The sequence below is a fragment of the Streptomyces sp. NBC_01257 genome (assembly GCF_035917255.1).
In the GTDB taxonomy this organism is placed as follows: Bacteria; Actinomycetota; Actinomycetes; order Streptomycetales; family Streptomycetaceae; genus Streptomyces.
In genome coordinates this window covers 4,820,582-4,846,716 of record NZ_CP108472.1, presented here as the reverse complement: position 1 = coordinate 4,846,716, position 26,135 = coordinate 4,820,582, and the positions used below count along the sequence as shown (strand labels likewise).

At 71.5% G+C, this 26,135-nt stretch carries 16 protein-coding genes, 2 tRNA genes and 1 riboswitch; of the genes, 7 read left to right on the top strand and 11 right to left on the bottom strand.

What is annotated here, in order from left to right:
- Window positions 1-593: 593 nt before the first annotated feature.
- The 4 genes from OG408_RS20885 to OG408_RS20870 all read left to right on the top strand — a co-directional run bounded on the left by OG408_RS20885 (window position 594) and on the right by OG408_RS20870 (window position 6,436).
- Window positions 594-2,306 (top strand): sporulation protein, encoded by a 1,713-nt coding sequence (locus OG408_RS20885; RefSeq protein ID WP_266780596.1) that lies wholly within the window; start codon window positions 594-596, stop codon window positions 2,304-2,306.
- A gap of 144 nt (window positions 2,307-2,450) precedes the next feature.
- The gene (lhgO, locus tag OG408_RS20880; RefSeq protein ID WP_326671307.1) at window positions 2,451-3,707 is read left to right on the top strand and encodes an L-2-hydroxyglutarate oxidase; all 1,257 of its coding nucleotides are present in this window, start codon (window positions 2,451-2,453) and stop codon (window positions 3,705-3,707) included.
- Window positions 3,697-4,584, top strand: coding sequence for a tRNA (guanosine(46)-N7)-methyltransferase TrmB (trmB, locus tag OG408_RS20875; protein WP_326674568.1), 888 nt, complete (start codon window positions 3,697-3,699; stop codon window positions 4,582-4,584). The genes lhgO and trmB overlap by 11 nt, the downstream gene beginning before the upstream one ends.
- A 118-nt stretch (window positions 4,585-4,702) precedes the next feature.
- A complete protein-coding gene (locus tag OG408_RS20870; protein WP_326671305.1) occupies window positions 4,703-6,436 on the top strand; it encodes a PrsW family intramembrane metalloprotease in 1,734 nt (577 codons plus the stop codon).
- 48 nt (window positions 6,437-6,484) lie between these two features.
- Here OG408_RS20870 and OG408_RS20865 read toward each other — a convergent pair whose 3' ends face one another.
- The 4 genes from OG408_RS20865 to OG408_RS20850 all read right to left on the bottom strand — a co-directional run bounded on the left by OG408_RS20865 (window position 6,485) and on the right by OG408_RS20850 (window position 10,693).
- Entirely contained in the window at window positions 6,485-7,429 is a 945-nt protein-coding gene (locus tag OG408_RS20865; RefSeq protein WP_285564325.1) for an aldo/keto reductase, read from the bottom strand.
- Window positions 7,430-7,590: 161 nt separating this feature from the next.
- The gene (locus OG408_RS20860) at window positions 7,591-8,790 is read right to left on the bottom strand and encodes a M23 family metallopeptidase (RefSeq protein ID WP_285564326.1); all 1,200 of its coding nucleotides are present in this window, start codon (window positions 8,788-8,790) and stop codon (window positions 7,591-7,593) included.
- A gap of 11 nt (window positions 8,791-8,801) precedes the next feature.
- A riboswitch (cyclic di-AMP (ydaO/yuaA leader) is annotated at window positions 8,802-8,956 on the bottom strand.
- Between the two features lie 287 nt (window positions 8,957-9,243).
- Window positions 9,244-10,458 carry a PP2C family protein-serine/threonine phosphatase gene (locus OG408_RS20855; RefSeq protein WP_285564327.1) on the bottom strand — a complete coding sequence of 405 codons (1,215 nt, stop codon included), beginning with the start codon at window positions 10,456-10,458 and terminating at the stop codon, window positions 9,244-9,246.
- A gap of 161 nt (window positions 10,459-10,619) precedes the next feature.
- Window positions 10,620-10,693 (bottom strand) — tRNA-Met (locus OG408_RS20850).
- Between the two features lie 316 nt (window positions 10,694-11,009).
- Between OG408_RS20850 and OG408_RS20845 the strand changes: the two genes are divergently transcribed.
- Complete coding sequence (locus tag OG408_RS20845) at window positions 11,010-11,411, top strand: hypothetical protein (protein ID WP_326671302.1); 402 nt, start codon at window positions 11,010-11,012, stop codon at window positions 11,409-11,411.
- Window positions 11,412-11,616: 205 nt separating this feature from the next.
- The gene (locus OG408_RS20840; RefSeq protein ID WP_266780583.1) at window positions 11,617-12,027 is read left to right on the top strand and encodes an SHOCT domain-containing protein; all 411 of its coding nucleotides are present in this window, start codon (window positions 11,617-11,619) and stop codon (window positions 12,025-12,027) included.
- Window positions 12,028-12,130: 103 nt separating this feature from the next.
- Here the strand turns inward: OG408_RS20840 and OG408_RS20835 are convergent, their stop codons facing one another.
- Window positions 12,131-13,570 carry an NAD(P)/FAD-dependent oxidoreductase gene (locus OG408_RS20835; RefSeq protein ID WP_326671300.1) on the bottom strand — a complete coding sequence of 480 codons (1,440 nt, stop codon included), beginning with the start codon at window positions 13,568-13,570 and terminating at the stop codon, window positions 12,131-12,133.
- Between the two features lie 380 nt (window positions 13,571-13,950).
- Between OG408_RS20835 and OG408_RS20830 the strand changes: the two genes are divergently transcribed.
- Window positions 13,951-14,928: an alpha/beta hydrolase gene (locus OG408_RS20830; protein ID WP_326671298.1), complete on the top strand. Its 978-nt coding sequence runs from the start codon at window positions 13,951-13,953 to the stop codon at window positions 14,926-14,928.
- A 106-nt stretch (window positions 14,929-15,034) separates the two neighbouring features.
- On the opposite strand, the gene OG408_RS20825 is transcribed toward OG408_RS20830, so the two are convergent.
- From OG408_RS20825 to OG408_RS20800, 6 genes are all read right to left on the bottom strand, one after another.
- Window positions 15,035-16,261, bottom strand: a complete 1,227-nt coding sequence (locus OG408_RS20825) for a lipase family protein (RefSeq protein WP_326671296.1) — start codon at window positions 16,259-16,261, stop codon at window positions 15,035-15,037.
- Between the two features lie 242 nt (window positions 16,262-16,503).
- Window positions 16,504-16,577 (bottom strand) — tRNA-Lys (locus OG408_RS20820).
- 91 nt (window positions 16,578-16,668) lie between these two features.
- Window positions 16,669-18,228, bottom strand: coding sequence for an amino acid permease (locus OG408_RS20815; RefSeq protein WP_326671294.1), 1,560 nt, complete (start codon window positions 18,226-18,228; stop codon window positions 16,669-16,671).
- 155 nt (window positions 18,229-18,383) lie between these two features.
- Window positions 18,384-20,528, bottom strand: a complete 2,145-nt coding sequence (locus OG408_RS20810; RefSeq protein WP_326671292.1) for a VCBS repeat-containing protein — start codon at window positions 20,526-20,528, stop codon at window positions 18,384-18,386.
- A 50-nt stretch (window positions 20,529-20,578) separates the two neighbouring features.
- Window positions 20,579-22,555, bottom strand: a complete 1,977-nt coding sequence (locus tag OG408_RS20805; RefSeq protein WP_326671290.1) for an FG-GAP-like repeat-containing protein — start codon at window positions 22,553-22,555, stop codon at window positions 20,579-20,581.
- 432 nt (window positions 22,556-22,987) lie between these two features.
- Window positions 22,988-26,065 (bottom strand): FG-GAP-like repeat-containing protein, encoded by a 3,078-nt coding sequence (locus OG408_RS20800; protein ID WP_326671288.1) that lies wholly within the window; start codon window positions 26,063-26,065, stop codon window positions 22,988-22,990.
- Window positions 26,066-26,135 lie beyond the last annotated feature (70 nt).

Sequence of the window (26,135 nt, the reverse complement as noted above, 5' to 3'; positions counted from 1 at the left end):
AAGGGGACCGCGGAGGGGGCCGCCGGGGCCGTGCAGACCGGGCGCCGGGGCAGCCCACGGCGCCCGGGTCCTGGCAGGTCGACGGGCGGGCGGGACCCGGAACCGTACGGTCCGCGCACCCTCCGCACCGCTCCGCGCACCGGCACCGGGCCGGGCGCCGCACCGCCGGGCGCGGCCCGCTCCGGCGATCTCCCCGGGCCGGCCGGGGCAGGCCCGGCGGAGTCTCCCCCGGGCCTCCGCTCTTCCCCCGCTCTTCCTCCGCGTTTCCTCCCCCGCTCCTTCGCGCATCCTCCGCCTCCCGCTCACCCCACCCGCCCCGCGGGCCCCTCGCCCGCTCCGGCTCCCCGCTGTTCGCCGCGCGTGGCCGGGGACGGACAACAATCCCGCCATACGGACGTCTGCCCCTTAACGGTAGGGATGCGGCGAACTACGCTGGGTTTACTGATGTTCTCAGCAGGGCGGCATATTCCTCGGGGCTCGGCCAAATGCGTGTGCGGCCGGAGTGCCGGGGTTCGTCCCTGGGGAGAACACGGTACGAATGCCGCGCGCCTCCACGGTGACGCGGCTGCCGTCTGTGTGTCGAGGGGTGGCGCATGTCCAGGGAGCAACGCGGACCGAACGAGAAGCTCGGAACCGTTCTCGCCCTCGCGGGAATCAGCAACGCCGGGCTCGCCCGGCGGGTCAACGACCTCGGGGCGCAGCGCGGACTGACACTTCGGTACGACAAGACCTCGGTGGCCCGGTGGGTCTCCAAGGGCATGGTGCCGCAGGGCGCCGCGCCGCATCTCATCGCCGCGGCGATCGGGGCCAAGCTCGGCCGCCCGGTCCCTCTGCACGAGATCGGCCTGGCCGACGCCGACCCGGCGCCGGAGGTCGGGCTGGCGTTTCCGCGCGATGTGGGCGAGGCGGTCCGTTCGGCGACCGAGCTGTACCGGCTGGATCTGGCCGGACGGCGGGCCGGCAGCGGCGGGATCTGGCAGTCGCTGGCGGGTTCGTTCTCCGTGAGCGCGTACGCGACCCCCGCGTCCCGCTGGCTGATATCCCCTGCCGACCCGTCGGTGGCCCGTGCCTCGACGGCGGCTGAGGTGGCGGACCCCCAGCGGTACGGCACGCAGGGCGCACGGGGCGCGTCGGGGGCGCAACGGACATCGGGCGCTCCGGGAATCCTGCTCCCGTCCGGACCCCCGGGATCATCCGGCCCGTCCGGATCGCCCGGTGCACCGGGGCAGCGGAACCCGTCGGGCTCCGCGCTCGTACCGGACACTTCGGGTCCCACGGCGGCGACCGGGCCGTCCGCGCCCGCCGGGCCCGGCACGGCAGCGGTTCCCGGGCACGGACTGTCGATCCCCGTCCAGCCGGGACCGGAGTCCGCCCACGACATCTCGTCGCTGCGGGTCGGCCACAGCGACGTGTCCAAGCTGCGCGAGGCCGCCCAGGACGCGCGCCGCTGGGACTCCAAGTACGGCGGCGGGGACTGGCGTTCGTCCATGGTCCCGGAGTGCTTACGCGTCGACGCGGCACCGCTGCTGCTCGGTTCGTACAGCGACGAGGTCGGCCGGGCGCTCTTCGGCGCGGCGGCCGAACTGACCAGACTCGCCGGGTGGATGGCCTTCGACACTGGCCAGCAGGAAGCCGCCCAGCGCTACTACATCCAGGCGCTGCGCCTGGCCCGGGCCGCCGCCGACGTGCCGCTCGGCGGCTATGTCCTCGCGTCCATGTCGCTGCAGGCGACCTACCGCGGCTTCGCCGACGAGGGCGTCGACCTCGCGCAGGCGGCGGTCGAGCGCAACCGCGGCCTCGCGACGGCCCGCACCATGAGCTTCTTCCGCCTGGTGGAAGCGCGGGCCCACGCCAAGGCCAACGACGCACCGGCCGCCGGAGCCGCGCTGAAGGCCGCCGAGGGGTGGCTGGAGCGCTCGCGGGACGGCGACGCGGACCCGTCGTGGCTGGGCTTCTACTCGTACGACCGGTTCGCGGCCGACGCCGCCGAGTGCCACCTCGACCTGAAGGCGCCGCGGCAGGTGCGGCGCTTCACCGAGCAGGCGCTGTCCCGGCCCACCGAGGAGTTCGTCCGCTCGCACGGGCTGCGGCTCGTCGTGTCGGCCGTCGCCGAGCTGGAGTCGGGGAACCTGGACGCGGCGTGCGCGGCGGGTACCCGGGCCGTGGAGGTGGCCGGCCGCATCTCGTCGGCCCGGACCACCGAGTACGTGCGCGACCTGCTGCACCGGCTGGAGCCCTACGGGGACGAGCCGCGCGTCGTCGAGCTGCGGGAGCGCGCCAGGCCGCTGCTCGTCGCGCCCGCGTAGCCGGAGGACGAGGCCCCGGCCGGGCCCCGCCGGGCCGGGACCGGGACGTGGCCGTGTCGTGGCCGGGATCCGCCACGCTGTGCCCGCACTGGTTTGAGCGCGTTGTCAGTGGGTCAGTGCACTATCGGGGTGGGAGGTGGCGTGATGATGACGCACGCGGCGTACGACTGCGATGTGCTGGTGATCGGCGGCGGGATCGTCGGCCTGTCGGCCGCGTATGCGATCACGCGGACCGCACCGGGCACGAGGGTGACCGTGCTGGAGAAGGAGTGGGGCCCCGCGCGCCACCAGACGGGGCGCAACAGCGGGGTGATCCACAGCGGCATCTACTACCCGCCGGGCTCCCTGAAGGCGCGGTACGCGCTGCGCGGCTCGGCCGAGATGGTCGAATTCTGCCGCGAGCACGGCATCGCGCACGCGGTGACCGGCAAACTGATCGTCGCGACCGGGCGCTCCGAGCTGCCCCGGCTGCACGCCCTGGTCCAGCGCGGCCGGGAGCACGGACTGCCGGTGCGCGAGCTCGGACCCGCCCAGATCGCGGAGTACGAGCCGCATGTGCGCGGCCTCGCCGCGATCCGGGTGGGCACGACGGGGGTGTGCGACTTCGGCGCGGTCACCGAGCGCTTCGCCGCCGAGGTGCGGGAAGCCGGCGGACTGATCCGGTTCGGCGCGGAGGTCACCGCGATCGACCGGCGCCCGTGGGGCGTGGCGGCGCGGACGGCGGACGGCCTGGTGGTGCGGGCCCGGGTGCTGGTCAACTGCGCGGGGCTGCACAGCGACCGGGTGGCGCGGCTGGCGGGCGACGATCCCGGGATGCGCATCGTGCCCTTCCGGGGGGAGTACTACGAGCTGGCCCGGCCCGGTCTGGTGCGCGGCCTGGTCTATCCGGTGCCCGATCCGGCGTTCCCGTTCCTCGGGGTGCACCTGACCCGCGGTCACGACGGCGGCGTCCACGTCGGTCCGAACGCGGTGCCCGCGCTGGCCCGTGAGGGCTATGGCTGGCCGGTCGTCCGGCCGCGCGAGCTGTTCTCCACGCTGAGCTGGCCGGGCTCCTGGCGGATAGCGCGCAGACACTGGCGGTACGGGGCGGGCGAGGTGCACCGCTCGCTGTCGAAGCACGCCTTCACGACGGCCGTGCGACGGCTGCTGCCCGAGGTGACCGAGGACGACCTGCGCCCTTCCCCGGCCGGGGTCAGGGCCCAGGCCGTGCTGCGGGACGGCACCCTGGTGGACGACTTCCTGATCCGGGAGGCCCCGCACACCGTGCACGTGCTGAACGCCCCGTCGCCCGCCGCCACGGCCGCGCTGCCCATCGGGCGGGAGGTGGCACGCAGGGCGCTGCTCCGGGCACAGGGCACGGGGTGGAAGCCTCCCGCCGTAGAATCAGGGCATTGTGTCTGAGCCCTTGAACCCCTCCCCCGCGACGCCCGGCGACGCCGCTGCCGAGACGGACAGCACGCTCCCCACCGGGACGCCCCCCACCGCACCGCACGCCACCGCCGGGATCCCGGACGAGCTGCGCGCCGCGGCCCTGGACCGTGCGCGCAGGCTGCGCCAGGAACCCCGCTTCCCGGGCGGCCCCGCGGCCGATCCGGCCGGTTCGCACCACGAGCGCCGGATCCGCAGCTTCCAGCCGCGCCGCAGCCGGGTCACCCCCGGCCAGCAGGACGCCCTGGAGCGGCTCTGGCCGAAGTGGGGCCTGGACATCGACGGGCTGCGCGTCATCGATCTGCCCGAGCTGTTCGACGGCCTCCCGGTGGTCCTGGAGATCGGCTTCGGCATGGGTGAGGCCACCGCGCAGATGGGCGCCGACGACCCCGGCACCGGCATCCTCGCCGTCGACGTGCACACCCCGGGCCAGGGCAACCTGCTCGGTCTCGCGGACCGGAACGGCCTGTCCAACATCCGGGTCGCCAACGGGGACGCCATCATCCTGCTGCGGGAGATGCTGGAGCCGGACACCCTGGACGGGCTGCGCGTGTACTTCCCCGACCCGTGGCCCAAGTCGCGCCACCACAAGCGCCGGCTGATCCAGCCGGAGTTCCTGGACCTGGCAGCGCAGCGGCTGAGGCCCGGAGCGGTCCTGCACTGCGCGACCGACTGGGAGCCGTACGCCGAGCAGATGCTGGAGGTGCTGACCGCGCACCCCCGCTTCGAGAACACGGCCGCGGACGGCGGCTACGCACCCCGGCCCGCGTTCCGGCCGCTGACCCGGTTCGAGGGACAGGGCCTGGACAAGGGCCACGTCGTGCACGACCTGCTCTTCGCCCGCTGCTGACGGCGGGCGGGCCGGCCCGCCTCCCCTGCCGTCCCGTCACACCGTGCGTGCGCCCTCTTCCGGCCGGGGGCACCCACACGCCATGGCCGTTGTCAGTCCTGCTCGTTAGGGTCGTGGGGTGTCCGACGGGTCTGTCCAGCAGCAGCAGTCACAGCCGGCCGTCCCGTTGCTCGAGGAGCAGCGGGTCGGCGAGATCCTGGCTGCCGTGCCGGACCGCGGTCAGTGGCGCTACCACCCGCGCCGCGTCGGCGTGCTGTGGCGGAGCAGGACACTTCGCGTCGTCGCCGTCTTCACCGTGCTGGCGCTCTGCGGTCTGGTGATCCTGGCCCTGGTGCGCGACCAGACCGGGACGCAGGGGTTCCTCGTCGGTCTGGGGCTGGCCGTGCTGCCCGTCCCGGTGCTGATGACGGCCTTCCGCTGGCTGGACCGGGTCGAGCCGGGCCCCTGGCGGAACATGACGTTCGCCTTCGCCTGGGGTGCCTGTGCGGCCGCCCTGGTCGCGATCCTCGCGAACTCCTTCGCGACGCAGTGGATCGCCACCGCCACGGCCGATCCGGGTAACGCCGACACCCTGGGCGCCACGGTCATAGCGCCCGTCGTGGAGGAGAGCGCCAAGGCGGCCGCCGTGCTGTTGCTCTTCCTCTTCCGAAGACGGGACTTCGGCGGAATCGTCGACGGCGTGGTCGTCGCCGGCTTCACCGCGACGGGTTTCGCCTTCACCGAGAACATCCTCTACCTGGGCAACGCCTTCGGCGAGGACCAGCAGATGGGCTCCGGCTTCGCCTCGGTGACCGTGGCGACGTTCTTCGTACGGGCGGTGATGTCGCCGTTCGCGCATCCGCTCTTCACGGTGCTGACCGGCATCGGTTTCGGGATCGCCGCGAGCAGCGCGCGCCACCAGCGCCTCCGCCGCATCGCGCTCCCGCCGCTGGGCCTGCTCCTCGCGATGGGCATGCACGCCCTGTGGAACGGTTCGTCGTCGTTCGGCCCGTACGGCTTCTACGCCGTGTACGGGGCGTTCATGGTGCCGGTCTTCGGGCTGATGACCTGGCTGGCGGTCTGGTCCCGGCAGCGCGGACTGCGCACCCTCGGCATCGAACTGCCGGCCTACGCCGCGGCCGGCTGGCTGTCCCCCGCCGAACCTCTCGCCCTGTCCTCCATGCGGGCCCGCGGCATGGCCAGGGACGTCGCGCGGCAACGCGCCGCGGCGGAGGCGACGGCCGCAGCACACACCCCCGCGCACGCCGCTCACCACGCACACGTCGTCCCGCACCACGCCGCTCCTCACCACGCCGCTCCTCACCATGTGCACGCCCGGGCGCAGCTACCGGCCACGGTGCGGAAGGCGGCGAAGGCCCGGGGCAAGGAGGCGGCCCGCGCGGTCGCCGAGTACGAGTCGTTCGCGACCTCGCTGGCCTTTCTGCGCCGGCAGGCCCGCCGCGGCACGGCGGGCCCGGACTTCGGCGTACGTGAGGTGGAGCTGCTGCACCACCTGTGGCAGCGCAGGGAGACCGCGGGCCCGGCCCTGGCGTACGCGGCACAGGCCACGGGCCGGCTGCGCCCCCGCTTCATACCCGCGGCGCCCCAGCCGTACCGGCCCCAGGGGTACGGGGCCTACGGCTCGCACCACCCCCGGACCGGACCGGCCCCGTACGCCCAGTACCCGCAGTACCCGCAGTACCCGCACCCCGCGTATCCGTACGCCGGCCGGCCCCATGGCGGGCAGACCTACGCAGGACAGGCCTACGCCGGGCAGCAGCCGTACAGCGCACCGCCGTACGCGGGCCCCGCACCGTACGACCCGCCGCACGGCCCGTCGGACGGACCGAACGGGCCCGGGCAGCCGGGCTAGACGTCCGGACCTGGCAGCCGGGCCAGACGTCCGGACCGGGCAGCCGGACTAGGCGGAAGCCTCGGTGAGGAGCGCGAGCTCCTGGTCCGTCAGCCGCAGTTCGGCGACGGCCACCAGCGCGGGAAGCTGCTCGACCGTACGGGCCGACGCGATCGGCGCGGCGACGGTCGGCCGGGCGGCCAGCCACGCCAGCGCCACGGTCGCGATCTCCGCGTCCCGCTGCTGCGCCACCGTGTCGAGCGCGGCGAGCACCTTCTGCCCGCGCTCCGACTCCAGGTGCGTGGCCGCACTGCCCGCGCGGGCGCTGTCGACGGAGGTGCCCGGACGGTACTTGCCGGTGAGGAATCCGGAGGCGAGGGCGAAGTACGGGACGGCGGCGAGCCCGGCGGCGGCCGCGGTGTCCTGGAGCTCACCCTCGTAGGTGTCGCGGGAGACGAGGTTGTAGTGCGGCTGCAGGGCCACGTACCGGGCGAGTCCCTCGCGCTCGGAGAACTCCAGCGAGGCGCGGAGCCGCTCCGGGCTGATGTTGGAGGCGGCGATCTCGCGGACCTTTCCGTCCTTCACCAGCTGGTCGAGCGCGGTGATGATCTCCTCGACCGGGACGGTCTCGTCGTCGAAGTGCGTGTAGTAGAGGTCGATGTGGTCGGTGCCGAGCCGGCGCAGCGACTCCTCGGCGGCGGCCTTGATCGTGGTGGCGGAGAGCCCCTTGTACGAGGGGTGGGCGCCGACCTTGGTGGCCACGACGATGTCGGAGCGGTTGCCGCGCGCGGCGAGCCACTTGCCGATGAGGGTCTCCGACTCGCCGCCCTCGTTGCCGGGGACCCAGGCCGAGTAGGAGTCGGCGGTGTCGATGAAGTTGCCGCCGGCCGCCGCGTACGCGTCGAGGACGGCGAAGGACTGCGCCTCGTCGGCGGTCCAGCCGAAGACGTTGCCCCCGAGGGCGAGCGGGAAGACCTGAAGGCTGGAGGAACCGAGTGTGCGAAGAGAAGTCATGGGTGGAACAACCCGCTCCACCGGCTCCGCTATTCCATGCCCGGTACAGGTACATGGATGAACGCCGTGGAGACGGACCGGCAGCCCTGACGTCGGGGGGTGAGCGTCAGGGCTGCCGGGGTTTCGTCGTCCGGCCGGAGGACCGGCGGAGGTGAACGGTCTCAGACCGTCAGACCACGGGCACGCAGCCAGGCCATCGGGTCGATGCCGGTGCCGTCCGGGGTGTGGACCTCGAGGTGGAGGTGCGGGCCGGTCACGTTGCCGGTCGCGCCGACGCGTCCGATGGTGTCGCCGGTGGTGACCTTCTGGCCGATGCTGACGTCCATCGAGGACTGGTGGCAGAACCACAGCTCGGTGCCGTCCTCCAGCTCCAGGACCGTGCGGTAGCCGTAGGAACCGGAGTAGCCGGCCGACTTGACCGTGCCGCTGTGGATCGCCTTGATCGGCGTACCGGTGGGCGCCGCGAAGTCGAGGCCCGTGTGGTAGCCGGAGGACCACATCGATCCGGCCTCGCCGAAGGTCGAGGTGATCGTGTACGAGGAGGTGGGGATGGCGTAGCTGGCGGCGAGCTTGGCGAGCCGCAGGGCCTCCGCCTTCTTCTTCGCCTCCTCGGCCGCCTTCTTCTTCTCGGCGGCGATCTTGGCCTCGGCGGCGTCCTGCTGCTTCTTCGCCTCGGCGGCCGCCTTCTCCGCCGCGGCCTTCTCCTCGGCCGCCTTGACCTCGGCGTCGGCGGAGTCCTGCTGCTGCTCGGCCTGCTGGAGGATGCGGGCGCGGAGCGCCTCGCCCGCGTCGGTGGTGCCCTGCTCGGCCTCGGCGGTGGTGATGCCGGCGGACGTCAGCGGGGCGGCGGCGATCGCGGCGTCGGCCTTGTCCGCCGCGGACTCGGTCCCGCCCGCGAACAGTGCGCCCACGCCAGGAAGGGACTTGGCGTCGGGGAGATTGTCCGAGATGGCATCGGGTAGGGAGATGGAGACCGGCGGCTTGCTCTGGGCGGTGGCCATGCCACCCGCACCGACGGCCGCTATGACGCCGACGCCGAGGACGGTGGAGCTGCGGGCCAGACCATTGCGCTGCTTGGCGACGCGGTGCTTGCCGCGCACGGGACGGACGGACTCCTCGGTGGGATTCCATTCCTCCCAGGCCCGGTCGGCCCCGGCCTCGTCGGCGCGGAAGGCATCGACGCGGACGCCGTCGGCGCGGAAGTCGTTGGTGAAGTCGCTGCCCCGATCGGTCCCGTAGTCGGTCGCGTAGTCGGCCCCGTACTCCGTACCGAAAGCGGTAGCGGATCCGGTCGCGAAGTCATTGCCGTACTCGGACCCGAACCGGGAGGGAGATTCTGGGGCAGGCTTGTTGGACGCCACGGGGGCGCACTCCTTTCCTTCCTTCTCGCCTACCGGGTTAGCTGACGGGTTCGGAGCAGGAAGGTCTCCTACGAGTACCTCCGCCTCGAAAACGAGACAGAGATGCCCGATTCACCCCATGTAGGTGGTTCCCCGGTTCCCTTGCGGAATTCGGCGCTCGCGCACGGTGCCGCCACTGACGGCGGCAGGGACAACCGCGCTGCGTTATCGAACGTTAATAGACACCCGGGTCCGATTCCAAGCCGTTCCCACTGATCGTTCACGTCTTTGGCCTGGACTTTACGGGACACAACCGGGTGGAATCGGGCGAGTTGATCGCCTCTCGGGCGATACCGTCTTTCTGACGTTGCGTCAAACGTTATGCGGAGGGCTGTCTTTCAGTTACGGACAGTGGTATCCGCGGCCGGAGCCCTCCCGTACCGTCCCCCGCCGCCGGCACCGGCGGCCACCCGCTCAGCCGGAGCCGTCGCCCAGACCGACGATCTTCACGGTCGTCCGCCGGTCCGGCTGGCCCTCGGCGGGCCGCAGGACCGCGAGCAGGGCCATGTCGTCCGTCGACTCGCCACCCGTGTGCAGCCGGACGTCGTCGGTCAGCGCGGACAGCAGTTCCTCGGGCCCCGGGAAGATCCGTCCGCGCAACCGCTCGGCGGGGTCGTAGAAGACCCCTTCGGTGTTACGGGCCTCGGAGAGGCCGTCCGTGTAGAAGAGGAGCGTCGACCCGGCGGGCAGCTCCCACTCGTCCGCCCGGTCCGGCCACACCCCCAGGTCCATGCCCAGCGGCAGCGCGGGCACGGACGGGCCGAGCACGTCCAGCGCCCCGTCCGTGTGCAGCAGCAGCGGCTCGGGGTGGCCGCGGTTGACGATCCGCACCCGGGCCGAACCCGGCGGGATCTCCGCGAGCGCCGCGGTGATGAACCCCTCGACCGCGTCGAGACCGCCGCGCCGGCTCGACTCGCGCGCCAGCGCACGCTCCAGCCGCTCCGCCACGCCCTCCAGCGTCTCCTCCTGCTCGGCCGCCTCCCGGAACGCCCCGATGATCACCGCCACCGCCTCCACGGCGTCCAGCCCCTTGCCGCGCACGTCCCCGACCACCAGCCGCACCCCGTGCGGGGTGTCCGTGACCGAGAAGAGGTCGCCGCCGACGAACTCGTCCGCCTGGGCCGCCTCGTACCGCGCGGCCACGTGCAGTCCGCCGATCCGCTCGGCCGGCGTCGGCAGCACCGCCCGCATCGCGGTCTCCGCGATGACGCGGGCCGAGGCCAGCTGCTCGTTACTGCGCCGCACGACGCCGTTGATCACCACGGCGAGGACGGAGACGGTGAGGACGGTGAGCATCTCGATGGAGGGCACGACCCGGATCACATGGCCGTCGTAGAGACGCACCCCGGCGACGGCCAGCAGTGCGGCGATGCCGGTCCGAACGGTGCTGGCGAGCGAGAAGAAGGGCGCCGCGATCAGCGGGGCCGCCGCGAACAGCGGGATGGCGGTGAAGGCGGGCGGGGTGAGGAGGTCGAACGCCACGCCACCGATGATCATCAGTGCCGGCAGCGCCCGGACGAACCGGCGGGCGCGCACGCTCCCGGCACGCCCCTTCCGCCGCTTCTCCCGCTTCCCCACCTGTTTGGTCTCCTGCCCGGCGCACCCACGGCCGCGGACGGTACCGCGCACCACCTCCAGGCTTCCCGGAGCGGGGTCGCGGGGCGACTCCACGTCGGCCAATGGGGGTACGTGCGCGGTGCGGGTCCCGCCGGTCGCCGGGCCGACGGCCCGGCGACGTACAAACGAATCAGGCCCGGCACGCTGTATGCATGCCGGGCCTGATTCTTCAGTAGCGGGGACAGGATTTGAACCTGCGACCTCTGGGTTATGAGCCCAGCGAGCTACCGAGCTGCTCCACCCCGCGTCGGTAAACACAACTCTACGGCATGTTCGAGGCGCGCATGACCACTCCGCCCCCGCACCCCTGACCGGCCGCCCGCCACGCCCCGCCCGCACGCACTGGCCTGCCACCACCTCACACCCCCGCGAACACCCCGACGGAACGTCAAAGTGTTGAAACCGAGAAGGTGTTGCGAGGAACACGTGTTCTGCCGCAAGGTGTCTGCTGCACCCTCCGGACCGGTGGGCTGCCCGTGCGAGCAGTCCCTGGAGCGCGCATGCCGCCGCGCCCGTGAGCCGCTCCCGGTCTCCATCGCAGCCTGTCTGGAGGGCCCTCGACGATGACCGCACCGCTCACCACTCCTGCCCCCACCGCCACCTCCGCCCCGGCGGCCCCGGCCGCCCCGCCCTCTCCCGTACGCGCCGCCGCCGTCAGCGGCCTCATCGGCGGCGTGATGGGGGCACTGATGAGCGCGGCGGTGAACTACGCGGCCATCGGGCTTCCGGACAGCGAGTCGGTCAACGCGGTCAACCACGCGATATCGGGTCTGGCCAGCGGCTTCCTCGCCGGCTTCATAGGACTCCTGATGCACATCCGGAAGACCACGACGGTCGCGCACGCGGCGCAGACCGCGCCCGCGCCCGCCTCGGACGCCTCCGGGATTCCGCAGCAGGCCGAGCCGGCCGAACCCGCCACCGGCACACCCGACGCCGAGGCCCCAGTCTCCGTACCGGAGAAGTAGCCGCTGCCGAAGAAGCGGCCAGCACAGGAGAAGTTGCCAGTAGCGGGTACAGGAGAAGCGGCCACCGCGCGCCCCGCCACACCACGTCGCACCCCGCCCTCCCCCGCCCGGCCCATGCCGGGCCACGCCAACGGGCGAGTGGATAAATGCGGTGATATGACTGATTTCAGATTCAGCCATGTCGGCGCGGCGTCTGGAGTGGACGATGGACGACTATCCCCTGCTCAATCTGTTCTGGACCATGCTCTGGTTCTTCCTCTGGATCATGTGGCTCTTCCTTCTGTTCCGGGTCATCATGGACATTTTCCGTAGTGACGACCTCGGCGGCTGGGCCAAGGCGGGCTGGCTGATCCTGGCCCTGGTGCTGCCGTATCTGGGCGTGCTGATCTACGTGATCGCACGCGGCAAGTCCATGGGGACGCGCGATGTGAAGGAAGCGAAGGAACGTGACGCCGCGTTCAAGGCGTACGTGAGAGACGCCGCGGGCACGTCCGACGCGAACGGCGCACCGAAGGCCAGCCACGTCGAGGACCTGTCGAAACTCGCGGATCTCAAGGACAAGGGCGCGATCACGGAGGACGAGTACCAGCGGGCGAAGACGAAGCTCCTCGTCTGACCTCCGGATCACGCACGGCCCTGGCGCCGGTGCCGGCCACGAATGGCCGGCACCGGCGCCGCCGTGCTGTCGGGACCGGGAGCGGCGCGAAACCTCCCCTCCCTCAGAGGGGCTGCCCGGCGGCCCGCACGGCCGACTCCCACTCCTCGCGGGCGGGCCCGTCGAACACGGGGGTGAAGTCCGGGTGTTCCGCCAGCCAGCACGCGAGGCGGGCGCGTACCTCCTCCGTTCCGTACGCCTCGTCGGCGGGCTGGACGAGATGACGGATGCGGGCCCTGGCCCGCATCACGACCGGGTCGTCCCAGGAACAGGCGGACAGGGCAGCCTGCGCGCGGGCCTCCTCGGTGCGCGGATTCCGCGGCACCCGGGCCGGGTTCCTGAGCCGGCTGTCGTTGGCCCGGTCCATCGCGACCTGCACGTCGAACCACGGCCGCAGCGCCCGCCCGGTCCAGCGGTGGAAGTCGCCCGCGAACCCCGCCGGGTCGCCGGCGGCCTCCCCCGCATGGGCCGCCACCCACTGCGCCGCCCACAGGGCCAGCGCCACTCCCTGCCCCATCGTGGGATTGGTGTGGGTGACCGCGTCACCGACCCCGACCAGCCCCGTGACCACGGGCCCTGCGTCGTCGCACAGCCCGGTCCACCGGTTGTCGAGACCGCCCATCGCCAGCACCCCGGAGATCGCCTCGGGCCGCAGATCCAGCCAGGCGGCCACGGCGGGAAACGTCCTGGCGACCCGTTCGAAGACCTCGGGGTCCAGGAGTGCGCCACGGGTGGGGTCGGCCGTGGACACGGTCAGGGACACCGCGAAGGTGCCGTTGTCCGAGGGGAACACCCCGCCGACCGCGAAGGCCGCCACCGAACCGGCCTTGACCCGCCCCGGATTCCTCGGCCCGCCCGGCGACAGCCGGTACCAGCGGCAGAAGTACGCGATCCCGATCCGGTGGTTCTCCACGACCACCTCCCGGCAGCCCGCGGCGGACAGCCATCCCGGCACCGGGGAGCGGCGCCCGCAGGCGTCGAGCACCAGATCGGCATCGTGGCGCCCGGACCGCGACCGCACCCCTGTCACCCGGGGAACGTCACCGCGCCCATCCACGATCAGCCCCTCCGCGGGCTCCCCGAGCCGGAGATCGACGGCCGGCTCGCGACGTACGGCTTCATACAGCGCCGTCTCCAGCACGATGCGCCGCGTCTGGACGGTGACGAGGTCCTCGTCCCCCGGGCGGGCGGGCGGCGGTTCGGTGAACCATTCGAGTTCGTTGCGTTCGCCCGCGCCCATGCGCAGCATCGCGTCGTACACGTCGGGGGTCTCCGCCCGCAGCACGGTACGGACCGGGGCGAGGAGTCCGTGCGGCTGGACGGCCTGGGGCACTCCGGGGCGCCGCCAGTCGAAGAAGTCCTCGTCGAGACCGTGCCCCGGACGGTGTCCGTCGCGCTCCAGCACGGTGACCGTGTGCCCACGACGCGCCAGGAACAGCGCGGCGGCCAGCCCGCCGATCCCGCCGCCGACCACCGCGACCCGTGTGCCCGCGCCCTGTGTCAATGCAGCTCCCCGGAGGCCGTGTTGCCCGTCCACGCCGGCCGGGGAACGAATTGCCCCGGGCGTCGTCGCGAACCTCCCCCGCCCACAGGCGGACAACACACGGAAGGATCCCAAGTGGCCCATGCAACAGGGCGGGACCGGCCCCCTCCGAGAAGGCCCTCCCAGCCCGTACGTCCCTGCTGAACGGCTTCCGCGCCGCCAGCCGGTCCGCGCGGATCCATGCTGACGACACGGAACGACGGCGAACGGCGTCGGCGCCGCGGCAGACCGCCGGCGCTCTTCGGCTTGCAGTGCCGTCGTTCGCGGGAATCATGGGGACGGGAGAAAAGAGCGGGGGATCCGTGCCCTGACCTGGGGGCACCGTATGCACTGGAGCACTGATGACGCAGCTTCCCCCGCCCGTCACGCCCTACCTGGAGCCCGCCGCGAAGGAGCTCGCCGACGCGACCGACCCGCACCCGCGGATCTACGAGGTCCCGCCGGAGCAGGGCCGCGACATCCTCGCCGGCCTGCAGAGCGGCGAGGGCGTCCCCCGCCCGGAGGTCGACGAGGAGTGGGTGGACGTCGATGCCGGCGAGTGGGGCACGGTCAGGACCCGCATCATCCGCCCCAAGGGCGCGACGGGTCCGCTGCCGGTCGTCGTCTACATCCACGGCGCGGGCTGGGTGTTCGGCGACGACAAGACGCACGACCGGCTCTTCCGCGAGCTGGTCGTCGGTGCGGGCGCCGCGGGCGTCTTCCCGGTGTACGACCGGGCACCGGAGGCGAAGTACCCGACGCAGGTCGAGCAGAACTACGCCGTGGGCCAGTGGGTGCTCAAGAACGGCGCCGACCACGGCCTCGACACCTCCCGCGTCGCGGTGACCGGCGAGTCGGTCGGCGGCTGCATGTCGGCGGTGTTCGCGCTCATGAACAAGGAGCGCGACAACGGCATCGATCTCAAGGCGCAGGTCCTGCTGTACCCGGTGACGGACGCCGACTTCGAGACACCGTCGTACCAGCAGTTCGCCGAGGGCTACTACCTCACCCGCGACGGAATGAAGTGGTTCTGGGACGCGTACACCGCCGACCCCGCCGAACGGAAACAGCACTACGCCTCCCCGCTCCGCTCCAGCCTCGACCAGCTCAAGGGGCTGCCGGCCACCCTGGTCATCACCGACGAGGCGGACGTCCTGCGCGACGAGGGCGAGAAGTACGCGAACAAGCTCCGCGAGGCGGGCGTCGACGTCACCGCGGTCCGGGTCGCCGGAATGGTCCACGACTTCCTGCTCCTGGACAGCCTCCGCGACACCCGCGCCGCCAACGTCGCACGCCACCTGGCGATCGACGCCCTGAAGAAGGCACTGCACGGGAGCTGAACGGGCTCCTTCCCGGCCGGCCCGTGGGCCGGCCGGGAGGTTCCTCGGGTCCGAGGCGATCAAGACGGTCAAGGCACAGACGGGATTCCCGATCCGCCCGTCCCGGTCAGCAGGTGCTCGGGGCGGACTTCCCCGCGAAGCGGTCCGCGAGCCAGGGGAGTCCGTCGGCACTGGTCGCCTCGGTCGCGGCGATGTGTCCGGGGACGATGTTGCCCGCGAACCTGACCGTCACGCCCAGCCGGCACCAGTCGGCGGCCAGGTCCTTGCCGACCTGCTGGGGGATGACATCGTCCAGGGCGCTGTGCGAGAGCAGGACGGGTACGGCGGGCTTGCGCTCGCCGAGCCGCTGGTCGGCCACGATCGCGTTCCACGGGGCACGCTTGAGGCGCTCGGTGAGCGGGCGCCCGTCCACGGTCAGGAAACGCGAGTTCAGGAACGGGTACTTGGCGAGGGCCTGGGTCGTGCACAGGTTGTCGCGCAGGTCGTTCGTCACGCGCTTGCCATGGGCGGTCAGGTACGGGTCGATGTCGATGCCGTACGCGGTGGCCAGGCCGGAGAGGGCGTAGTTGAAGAAGGCCCCGTAGGCGGAGCCGTCCATGCTGTCGGCCACCTTGTTCATGTCCGCGGGCGGAGCGCCGACGACGGCGCCCTTGATCTTCAGCTCGGGCGCGTAGGTGGGGGCCAGTTCGGCGGCGGACGCCGTGGCGCCGCCGCCCTGGGAGTAGCCGTAGAGCGCGACCGGACCGGCGTCCGGGAGATCCACCGCGTCCAGGCGCTGGGCCGCCCGGACGGAGTCCAGGACCGCGCGGCCCTGCGCCTCGCGGGTCATGTACGTGTGGACTCCGGGCGTGCCGAGCCCCTGGTAGTCCGTCACCACCACGGCATAACCCCGGTCCAGGAGCCGCTTGATGGGCAGCGCCTCGTACTCGGTGCCGTCGGCCATCTGGCGCGATGGGGCGCACTTGTCCGCCAGGCCCTGCGTGCCGGGGGCGAACGCGACGATCGGGCGTTCACCGTACGGGGACGTCGCGGGGTTCAGCACGGTGCCGGTGACGGCGATGACCTTGCCGGTGCGGTCGGTGGTGCGGTACATGATCCGGTGCACGGTCGCCTTGACCTTGATCGCCTTGAGCGGGTCCAGGTAGAAGACACCCGACTCCGAGCTGAGCACATCACCGTTGTCGGCAGCCAGAACGGCCGGCCGTGACTCAACTCGCGACTGGCCGCCGGCGGTGGCCGCCTGACCGGACGAGGCGGTGAGGGCGAGCGCGGCAAGGGCGGTGGCAGTGACGGCGGCCGCGGCAGGCAGGTGGGGGGCGTGACGACGCAACACGAGGGGCTCCTCGGTCGGGGAATCGGAAGATCCACTGACTACCGGAGACACGACGCTCGACACCACGCATGTGTTGATGTGTCGCGTATTTGGCGGAAAGCGGCTCTCGCGTGGAAACCCTGCCTCTGTTGTCGGCCCGTCCGCTCACGCAAGAGCCCCGGAACGACGCAGCGCCCCGACCGGATGGAACCGGTCGAGGCGCTGAGCGGCAGGTCGGATGGGCTTCCCCGCCCTGCATCGCGTAGGCCGTGTGGGACTCGAACCCACAACCAACGGATTAAAAGTCCGCTGCTCTGACCAATTGAGCTAACGGCCCTCGGCGAATCTCCCACGAGCATAGCCCGCCGTGGCCCGGCCTCCGATCGGGTATCGGTTGCCGGGCCCGGTCGTCGTGGCAGCGCCCCCGTTCAGCGGGGAGTATTGCGGGCGATCGTGCGTTTGTGATCCGGATTGAGGAACCAGTGGCGGGCCGAGGCGAACCACCAGGTGGCGGCGAAGCCCAGGACCACCAGGACCGCGACCGGGGCGTAGTTGAAGGTCTCCCAGGTGACGGGCGACACCTGGGGCAGCATGAAGAGCACCGTGATCACCACGACCCACACCACCGCGACGATGCCGATGGGGCGGGACCAGCGGCCCAGGTGCCAGGGGCCGGGGCGGAAGTCGTCGCCGCGCAGGAGGCGGAGCAGGGTGGGGATGACGTAGGCGATGTAGAGGCCGATCACCGCGATGGAGGTGACGGCCGCGTACGCGGTGACGTTGATCAGGTACGGGAGGCCCAGGACCAGCGCTCCGGTGGCGGCCAGCCAGACCGCCGCCACGGGGGTCCTGGTGCGGGGGCTCACCGTGTGCCAGACGCGGGAGAACGGCAGGGCGCCGTCCCGGGAGAAGGCGTAGATCATCCTGCTGTTCGCGGTCACGGACGCCATGCCGCAGAAGAGCTGGGCGCCGATCACCACCAGGAGCAGCAGCTTGCCCGTGGTCGCGCCCAGGGCGTCGAGGAGGATCTGGGCGGGCGGGGCCCCGGTCGGTGAGCCGAGGGCTCCGTCGTACGACTGGATGGCGAAGGTGAAGCCGAGCAGCAGGACGAATCCGGCGATCCACGAGGTCCAGATCGACTGGACGATGCCGCGCGGGCCGGCGGTCGCGGCGTCGTGCGTCTCCTCCGTCATGTGGGCGGAGGCGTCGTAGCCGGTGAAGGTGTACTGGGCCATCAGCAGCCCGATCATCACCACGTAGAAGCCGCTGCCCCACCCGGTGTTGTTCACGAACTCGGTGAAGACGAACGAGGCCGACTGGTGCGAGTCCGGTACGAACGTCAGCGCGCCGACGATCACCGCGACCCCGAGCACGTGCCACCAGACGCTGACGCTGTTGAGGATCGCGACGATCCGCACGCCGAACGTGTTCAGCAGGCCGTGCAGCAGCAGGATGGCGGCGAAGAGGAGGATCGTGCGGCCCGGGGTGACCTCGAAGTCGAACTGGAGGTTCAGGTACGCCCCCAGGAACGACGCCGCCCCGAAGTCGATCCCGGCGGTCACGGCGACCTGCCCCAGCACGTTGAACCACCCGGTGAACCACGCCCACGCGGCCGCCGAGCGGGGCGGGGCCAGCCGGTGGGCCCAGAAGTACAGGCCCGCGGAGGTCGGGTACGCCGAACAGATCTCGGCCATCGCCAGGCCCACGAACAACGTCATCAGGCCGACGCCGACCCAGCCCCAGGTGATCAGGACCGGGCCGCCGGTGTTCATGCCGAAGAGGTAGAGCGTCAGGCAGCCGGACAGCACCGAGATGATCGTGAACGAGACCGCGTAGTTGGAGAACGCGGACATCCGGCGCGCGAGGACCTGCGTGTAGCCGAGCTCGGCCAGCCGCGCCTCGTCCGAGTCTGCGGGTGGGGCGGGAGAGGGTGGCGGGGGCGGCGGGGACGGGTTCTCGGGCGGCGCGCCGCCTGGGTTGTTTGTCATGCCCCCAGCGATTCCCTCGCTGGGGGCATGACATGCGCAGGGCGCGTCCCACGTACGGGACGGCCCACCGTCAGAACGCGACCCGCTTTACGGAACGGCCCACCGTCAGGACGCAGCCCGAGTACGGGACGGCCCGCACGCGGGCCGTCCCGCTGTCAGTAGATCCCCTTGTAGACCTGCCATCCGGTGGCGATCGGGATTCGGGCCCCGAACGACCCCTTGCCGTTACCGTCGTTGCGGAAGAGCTTCCCCGCCGAGTCGCGTACGACGATGTCGTGCCTGCCGTCGCCCGACAGATCCCCGATGCCCACGACGGTGTCGTACGTACGCCCCCAGTCCGAGAACACCTTCACCCGCGGCGCGAACGTGCCGTCGGCCCGGCCGTCGTACCGCCACAGGCCTCCGCTGCGGTCGTGCCCGAGCAGGTCGGGGCGGCCGTCGCCGGTGAGGTCCCCCGCGCCCGTGATCTGCGCGTACGTCTTCCAGTTGTTGAAGATCTTCACCCTGGCCGCGAACTTCCCGCCGGCCGCACCCGCGTAGAAGTACATGTCGCCGGTGCTCGTCTGCCGTGCGACGAGATCGGCCCGGCCGTCCCCGTTCACATCACCGGGCGAGGTCAGCACGTCGTACTGCTGCCAGCCCTTCCCGACCGAGAGGTGACTGCTCGCAGGCGTGTATCCCGACTTGCCGCAGCGGCCCGCGTACTGACTGAGCTCGCCGCCCGGGAGCCGGACGAGCAGTTCGGCGCAACGGTCGCTGCCGGTGTCCGCGAACGGCACGGCGAGGGTGCCCGCCGGCCATCCGGAGCCGGACGTCTTGCCGTCGAAGCGTCCCGCGATCTGCCCGAACTGAACGGTCAGGGCACCGGAGGAGTTGAGGGTGACCAGGTCACCGAAGGCGTAGTAGCCCTGGTCGTGGAAGCCTTCCTCGCCGCCGGCGACACCGACACTCCCGCTGGTGGTGTACGTGCCGCCACCGTCGGCGGCCGTCGCCTTCAGGGACCAGGTGTGGGGCCCGCTGCGGGTGTAGCCGCCGGTGTCGGTGGTGCCGTCCCAGGTGACGTCGACCTCCGTGCCCGGTTCGCCCTTCATGGTGCGTACGGTGCGCCCGAGCCAGTCCTTGACGGTGAACGTCCAGTTCACGGGCTTGTTGAACTGCCAGGTGCTCGACCGGTCCGGGAGGCCGTCCGCACCCCCGATGTAGACGTCGTTCGTGGCGGGATCGGACGCGATCTTCGCGAGCGGCTGGGCCGATACCCCGCTGGGCACGATGTGGACGGTGGCCGTGGAGTCGAGGTAGGCGATGTCCCCGCCGAACTTGTCCACCGCCCAGGTGAGCCGCCGCTGGTCGGCGACCGTTCCGGCCGGCACATCGGCAACCGCTCGCGGCGCCGCGACAGTCCCCGTGTGGAAGTCCGTGAGCATCAGCTTGCCGGCCGCCCGGTCGTGCCGGACCAGGAATCCGTCGCCGACGAGCGCGGGCCCCGACGGCACGGAGACGGACCTCTTCGACGTACGGTCGTAGACCCCCGCCGGTCCGGCCGAGCCGCAGTTCCAGTAGACCCAGCGTCCGACCACCCGCAGTTCCTTGATCACGCAAGGGGCGCCGGTGGCGACCGTCTCCATGACCTTCTTCCGCGCGATGTCGGTCGAGGTGACGGCACCCGCCGTGGCACTCGCGGCCCAGAGCCTGGTCCCCCACACCGCGGCGGCGGTGGGTTTGCGCGTCCATTCCTCCTGGGTGAGGCGGTACTTCTGGACCCCCAGTACGTACTGCCTGGACGGTGATCCCGCGTCGACGACCGAGTAGCGGCCGGTCAGGTCCACGATGTTCGCCGCGGGGAACTGCGCGTCCGGGGCGTAGTACAGCTGGTTGGGATCCACCCAGACCTTCACGGTCTCCAGACCGCTGGACGTCACCTCGGTCACGCCGTAGTGGCCGTTGCCCGCAGCGGTCAGGGGAACGCAGGAACCGGCGTCGCACGGCACCCGCTCCAGGTGGTCCCCGGTCGCGTACACGCCCGCGAACGCCCCGCGCAGCGGCTCGCCCACGGACGTCCCGTCCGCACTGATCCGGCGCGACAGGACGTACTGCATGTCGTTGGTGAAGCGCTCCACCGTGTTCAGCACGCCGCCGCCGAAGTCCAGACCCCAGACACCCGTCGTGCTGATCCTGGCCGGAGCGGCGGCTGCCGGCGGGGCCTCCCGGGCGGCAGCGCCGGTGGCGGGCAGCGCCCCGCCGACGGAGGCGAGCACGGCCAGCGCTGCCGCCCCCCTGAGTGCACGGGCAGATATGGACAAGGATTTCCCTCTGTCTCCCGGACGAACCGGTGTGGTTGCGGGTCGGGACATCAGGCGAGCCTGGAGTACGTCTGCCAGCCGCCCCCGACCCTCGCCCGGGCCGAGAACAGCCCCTTGCCGTCGCCCCGGTAGCTCCACAGCACCCCGGACGTGTCCCGGGCCAGCAGATCGGCCTTGCCGTCACCGCTCATATCGCCCACGCCCACCAGCGAGTTGTACACCTGCCAGCCACCACCGACCTTCACCCGCGCCGCCAGCGTCCCCTTGCCCGTCCCGGCATACCGCCACAACACCCCGGCCGCATCCCGCGCCAGCAGATCACCCCTGCCGTCACCGGTCACATCCCCGGCACCCGCCAGCAGATAGCCCTTCCAGCCCGTGCCGATCTTCACCCGCGCCTTGAAGACACCGGCACCCCTGCTCTCGTACAGATACAGATAGCCCGTCGCCTTCTCCCGGGCCAGCAGATCCGCACGCCCGTCACCCGTGAGATCACCCGGCGACGTCAATTCGTCGTACACGTTCCAGCCACCACCGACCCGCGTGTACGCAGTCGTGTTGTACAGCGCACCACCACACTTCGGCTTGTACGCCCGCAGTTCACCGCTCGGGATCCGCACCAGGACGTCATTGCACCGGTCACCGCTCACATCGTCGAACGGCACCGCTTCCGTCACCGCTTTGGCGCCGTACCAGTCCATGCTGCCCGGCTCGTACGAGTCCACCCGGCCCGTCCCCGTACCGGCCCGGAACGCGGAGTCTCCGTTCGACGTGAACACCAGGAGGTCGCCGAAACCGTCACGCCCCACAAAGTCACGCGGCACTGCCGCACCACCGGTCAGCTTCAGGGTGCCCGAGGTGCTCGCGTCCGGCCCCTTCCCGTCGAGCGGCTTGGCCGACAGCGTCCAGACGTACGCGCCGTTAGGCACGTAACCACCCTTGTCGTTGCGGCCGTTCCAGGTCGCCGAGCCCGATACGCCACCCGCGTTCGGCAGGCCGTCCATGGTGCGTACGACCGTGCCGGTGGCCTTGTTCCTGATGACGATCCTCCAGGAGCCCACCGGCCGGGACATCAGCCAGGTGGCCTTCCAGGGGTTGGCCCATCCGGTGCTGCCGCCGGCCTCGGTCTCGACGACCGCGACCGGCTGCCTCGCCACCCCGCTCGATACGAGATACACGCCTTGGTCGGCCGCGATGTAGGCGACCGGACCACCGAACCTGTCCACCGTCCAGGTCACCCCGCGCTCAGCGGTGTCCGGCACCTCACCGATGGCATGGGTGTCGTTCGCCGTGCCGTCCTGGAAGCCGGTGAGCATCAGCTGTCCGGTGCTCCTGTCGTGCTGCACCAGATAGCCGTCGCCGATGAGCGCTTCGCCGCGGGGCACCCCGATGTTCTTGCCGGCCGTGACGTCCCAGACCCCGGCCTGTCCGGTCGGCCCGCACGACCAGTAGACCCACCGTCCGACCGCCTGGAGTTCCTTGAACACGCAAGGCAGACCGGTGTCGATCGTCCGGGTGATCTTCCTCGTCTTGAGATCCTGTGCGGTCAGCACCCCCTTCGCCGTCGTGGCCGACCACAGCGTGGTGCCCCACACGGACGCGGCTCTGACCGGACGGGACACGACGATGGAGGGGCTCTCCCCGAGATCACCGATGTACTGGAGCACCGGGTTGCTGCCGTTGATGACCGCGTAGCGCCCGGTGATCTCGACAACCGAGTCCAGGTCCGCGTCCATGCGCAACGACCGCCGGTCGTCCTCGTCACCCACCGAGCTGACACTCGTGGTGCCGGCCTCATAGCGGTACAACTCGAACACGTGGCCGTCACCGCTCGGGTAGGGACCCACGTATGCGGCGTCCGTGTGACCCAGGAGCTCGGGACCGCCCACAGTGAGCCCCGCAGGCGTGGCCGTCACCATCCGGCGGTAGAAGGCCTCATCGGAGCCGTTCGACTCCCTGGTCGCCAGCACGCCGTTGGCCAGCGAGACCCGGCTGACCCCTCCTGCGACCGGAGCGACCGCACGCACCGTCTGCGCCGCGAGACCCCCTGGCGCATCCCCCGACGAGCTTTCGCCGGCAGCCGCAGCCCCGCCCGCGAACATCCCTGACCCCACCATCAGCCCGACCGCCACCACAGTGGAAATCGTTCTGCGCGCACGAATACGCCTCACGTCCGTGTCCCTCCCCAGGAGCAGAAACGGGCACGGGGGACCACGGTGGTCTGTCTGCGAAGAAGAACGCGGAAGTGATGACGGCCGAGTGGTGAAGATCCGAGCGGGGTCCCCACCCCGCTCTCCCCGATGAGCCCGGAAAGCTGAGCGGATCCTAGCAACGATGTGACCAGCCACGAAGCCCCTTCTCGAACTCGTTCAAAAGAGCGGGCACAGGCCCAACGCGGCTGGCCCGTACGGCAAGGAGTGCCGTACGGGCCAGCCGCGTGCGCCCTGTCGGGCCCTGCGTCAGGACAGCGTCCGGTACGTCTGCCAGCCGCCCCCGACCCTCGCCCGGGCCGAGAACAGCCCCTTGCCGTCGCCCCGGTAGCTCCACAGCACCCCGGACGTGTCCCGGGCCAGCAGATCGGCCTTGCCGTCACCGCTCAGATCGCCCACGCCCACCAGCGAGTTGTACACCTGCCAGCCACCACCGACCTTCACCCGCGCCGCCAGCGTCCCCTTGCCCGTCCCGGCATACCGCCACAACACCCCGGCCGCATCCCGCGCCAACAGATCACCCCTGCCGTCACCGGTCACATCCCCGGCACCCGCCAGCAGATAGCCCTTCCAGCCTGTGCCGATCTTCACCCGCGCCTTGAAGACACCGGCACCCCTGCTCTCGTACAGGAACAGGTAACCCGTCGACGTCTCCCGGGCCAGCACGTCCGCACGCCCGTCGCCCGTCAGGTCTCCGGGTGACGTCAGCGCGTCGTACACGTTCCAGCCCGCACCGACCTTCGTGTACGCGGTCGTCGGCTTCAACGCCCCGCCGCACGAGGGCTTGTAGGCCCGCAGCTCACCGCTCTGCACCCGCACCAGCACGTCATTGCACCGGTCGCCGCTCACATCGTCGAACGGAACCGCCGCAGTCACCGCGTTCGCACCCGACCAGCCCGAGCCCGAGAGCCTGGCATCCACCGAGCCCGTGCCCGTACCGGCCCGGAAATCGGCCGCGCCCGCCGACGTGAACGCCAGCAGGTCGCCGAAACCGTCGTTCCCCGCGAAGTCGCGCGGGACCGCCGCGCCACCGGTCAGCTTCACCGAGCCCGACACCGCGAGCGCCGCCCCCCGGCCGTCCACCGGCTTCGCCGACAGGGTCCAGGTGTACGCGCCGTTGGCGACCAGCCTGCCCGCCGTGTCCTTGCCGTCCCACGACGCGGCCACCAGGCCGCGCGCCGTGCCGCCCGAGAGTGTCCGGACCGTCGTTCCGGTCGCCTTGTTCCTCAGGGTCAGCGTCCACGGAGCCACCGGCTTCGACAGCCACCAGCGCGGCTTCCAGGGCGCCTTGCCGCCGTTCACCGCCTGGGTCGCGGCGATGTCCGTGTCCTTGATGACCACCGGGGCAGTCCCGGCACCGCTGTCCACGACGTGGATGCCGCCGGTCCGGTCCGCCCAGGCGACCGTCCCGTCGGCGGGGTCGACCGCCCACGCGGTCTCGGATGAACTGACGTCGGCCCCGATGTCCTGAGTCGTGCCGCCGGGGGCCAGTTCCTTCACCTTCAGGCGGCCGCCCGACGGATAGACGACGAACCCGTCCCCGAGCTGCGCCCCCGCGCCGTATCCGATGCCCAGCGGGGTGATCGTGCGGGTGCGCAGGTCGTAGATACCCTCGTCGTCCCTCGGTCCGGCGCAGTTCCAGAGCAGCCAGTGCCCGATGCCCTGGATGCCGTCGAGGAGGCAGCCGGGTATGTAGGCCGATTCGGTGACCGCGCCGGTCCTGATGTCGTAGCCCACGGCCGTGTCGTTGGATTCGGCGGTCCACAGCGTGGTGCCGGACAGCGCGTACGGATGCACGGGGAACTTCCGGGTCACCAGGCCGGTATCGGTGTTCACCACGCGGGCCTCGGGCGATCCGTCGGTCAGCGTCGCGGAGATCACCGCCCAGCGGCCCGAGCTGCCGATGAGGCCCCTCGAACGGGAACCGGTGTCGATCGTCGCACCGGGCAGCTTCGTCCCTTCCGGGACGCTGTGCAACGGCATCGGGACCGCGGTCCCCGCCATGAACGGACCGCCGTAGACGAGCCTGCCGTCCCCGCTCTCCTCCACCTTCGGGCAGTCGGGGACGGAGCACCCCTCCGGCGGCTCGGGCAGCGTGCCGCGGTCCTGGCGTCCGCCGTACGCCCAGCCATCGCCGTCACGCTCCGCGGTCCAGCTGTACGCATGGGCGCGGCCCGACGTCGCGACGCTCTCCACACTCGTCAGCCGGCCCTGGCGCAGGGACAGCTGGTGCACGGAGTTGGGCACGGCCGGGGAGGGAATCCTGGTCTCGGGAGTCGCCCGGGCCACCGGGCCTTCCGGCCCTTCCGCGTCGATCAGCTGGACCGCCCAGGACGACTCCGTGGGTCCCCCCTGCACCAGCAGACCACCGTTCGGGGTGGCGAGGGCCCGGCCGATCGACCTGGCCAGAACGGTGTGGACGGGGGCGCCGTCCAGCGGTTCGGCGTCGATCCGCCACACGGGAAGGTACTCCGACAGCCCGCCCAGGGCCGGGTCGTGGCGGGCGATGATCAGCTCGTTGCCGACCATGCCGAGCAGCCGGGTGCCCGGGCCCTCGTCCAGCACATGGACACTCTGCGCCCGGGTGAAGTCCTCCCGGCTGTAGACGAAGACCTTGCCGCCCTCCCGGACCAGCAGATGGTCACGGGTCAGGGCGAGGCCGTCGGCGCTCAGCGTGGTGCCGGCCGGGAGCGGCACGGTCCGCCGCTGCGCGACATCCAGCCAGACGGCCCGCCCGCCGGCGGAGATCACCATGCCGTCCTCGTCCCCGAGCCCGGGGACGATCGCGTACGAACCGAGTCCCGCCATGTCGTCGATGAGGCGGTCCCGGACCTCGCCGGTCTGCAGGTCCAGTACGTGGAAGCGGGTCTCCTTGCCGAAACCGTCACGCGTCAGCACGTTCCAGCCGAACGATCCCAGGTAGCTGTGCCCGGACGGCAGCGGCACGTTCAGGACGGTGCCGGACACCATGTTCCGCAGCTCGACCGTGCGCGTGGCGGACCGGTACTGGGCCACGACGTCGGAGCCCGTGCCCCACTCGAAGACACGGCCGTCGAGCGTCGCGGAGGGGTCGACCTGGGTGTCGGCCGTCGCGTGGTACGACCGCCAGATCGCGCCGCGCCCCTCTTCCACGCGCAGATATCCGTGCGGCCCCGCGTTCACCAGCCTTCCCTTGACGGGCACATCGCTGGTGGCCGCCGGGAGGATCACCTGCGGCCCGGGTTCGGCCTGCGCGGTGGATGCGAGGGGAACGGTGAGGACCGCCGCCCCCAGCACGACAGCGGTGGCGACTCCCACGACAGCGGCGAAAGGTCTCTTGCCGGACACAGGTCTCCTGTTCGGATGCCGGATCGGATACCGGGAGGAGGGAGGCGCGTGATGCGGGTCAGGAGGTTCG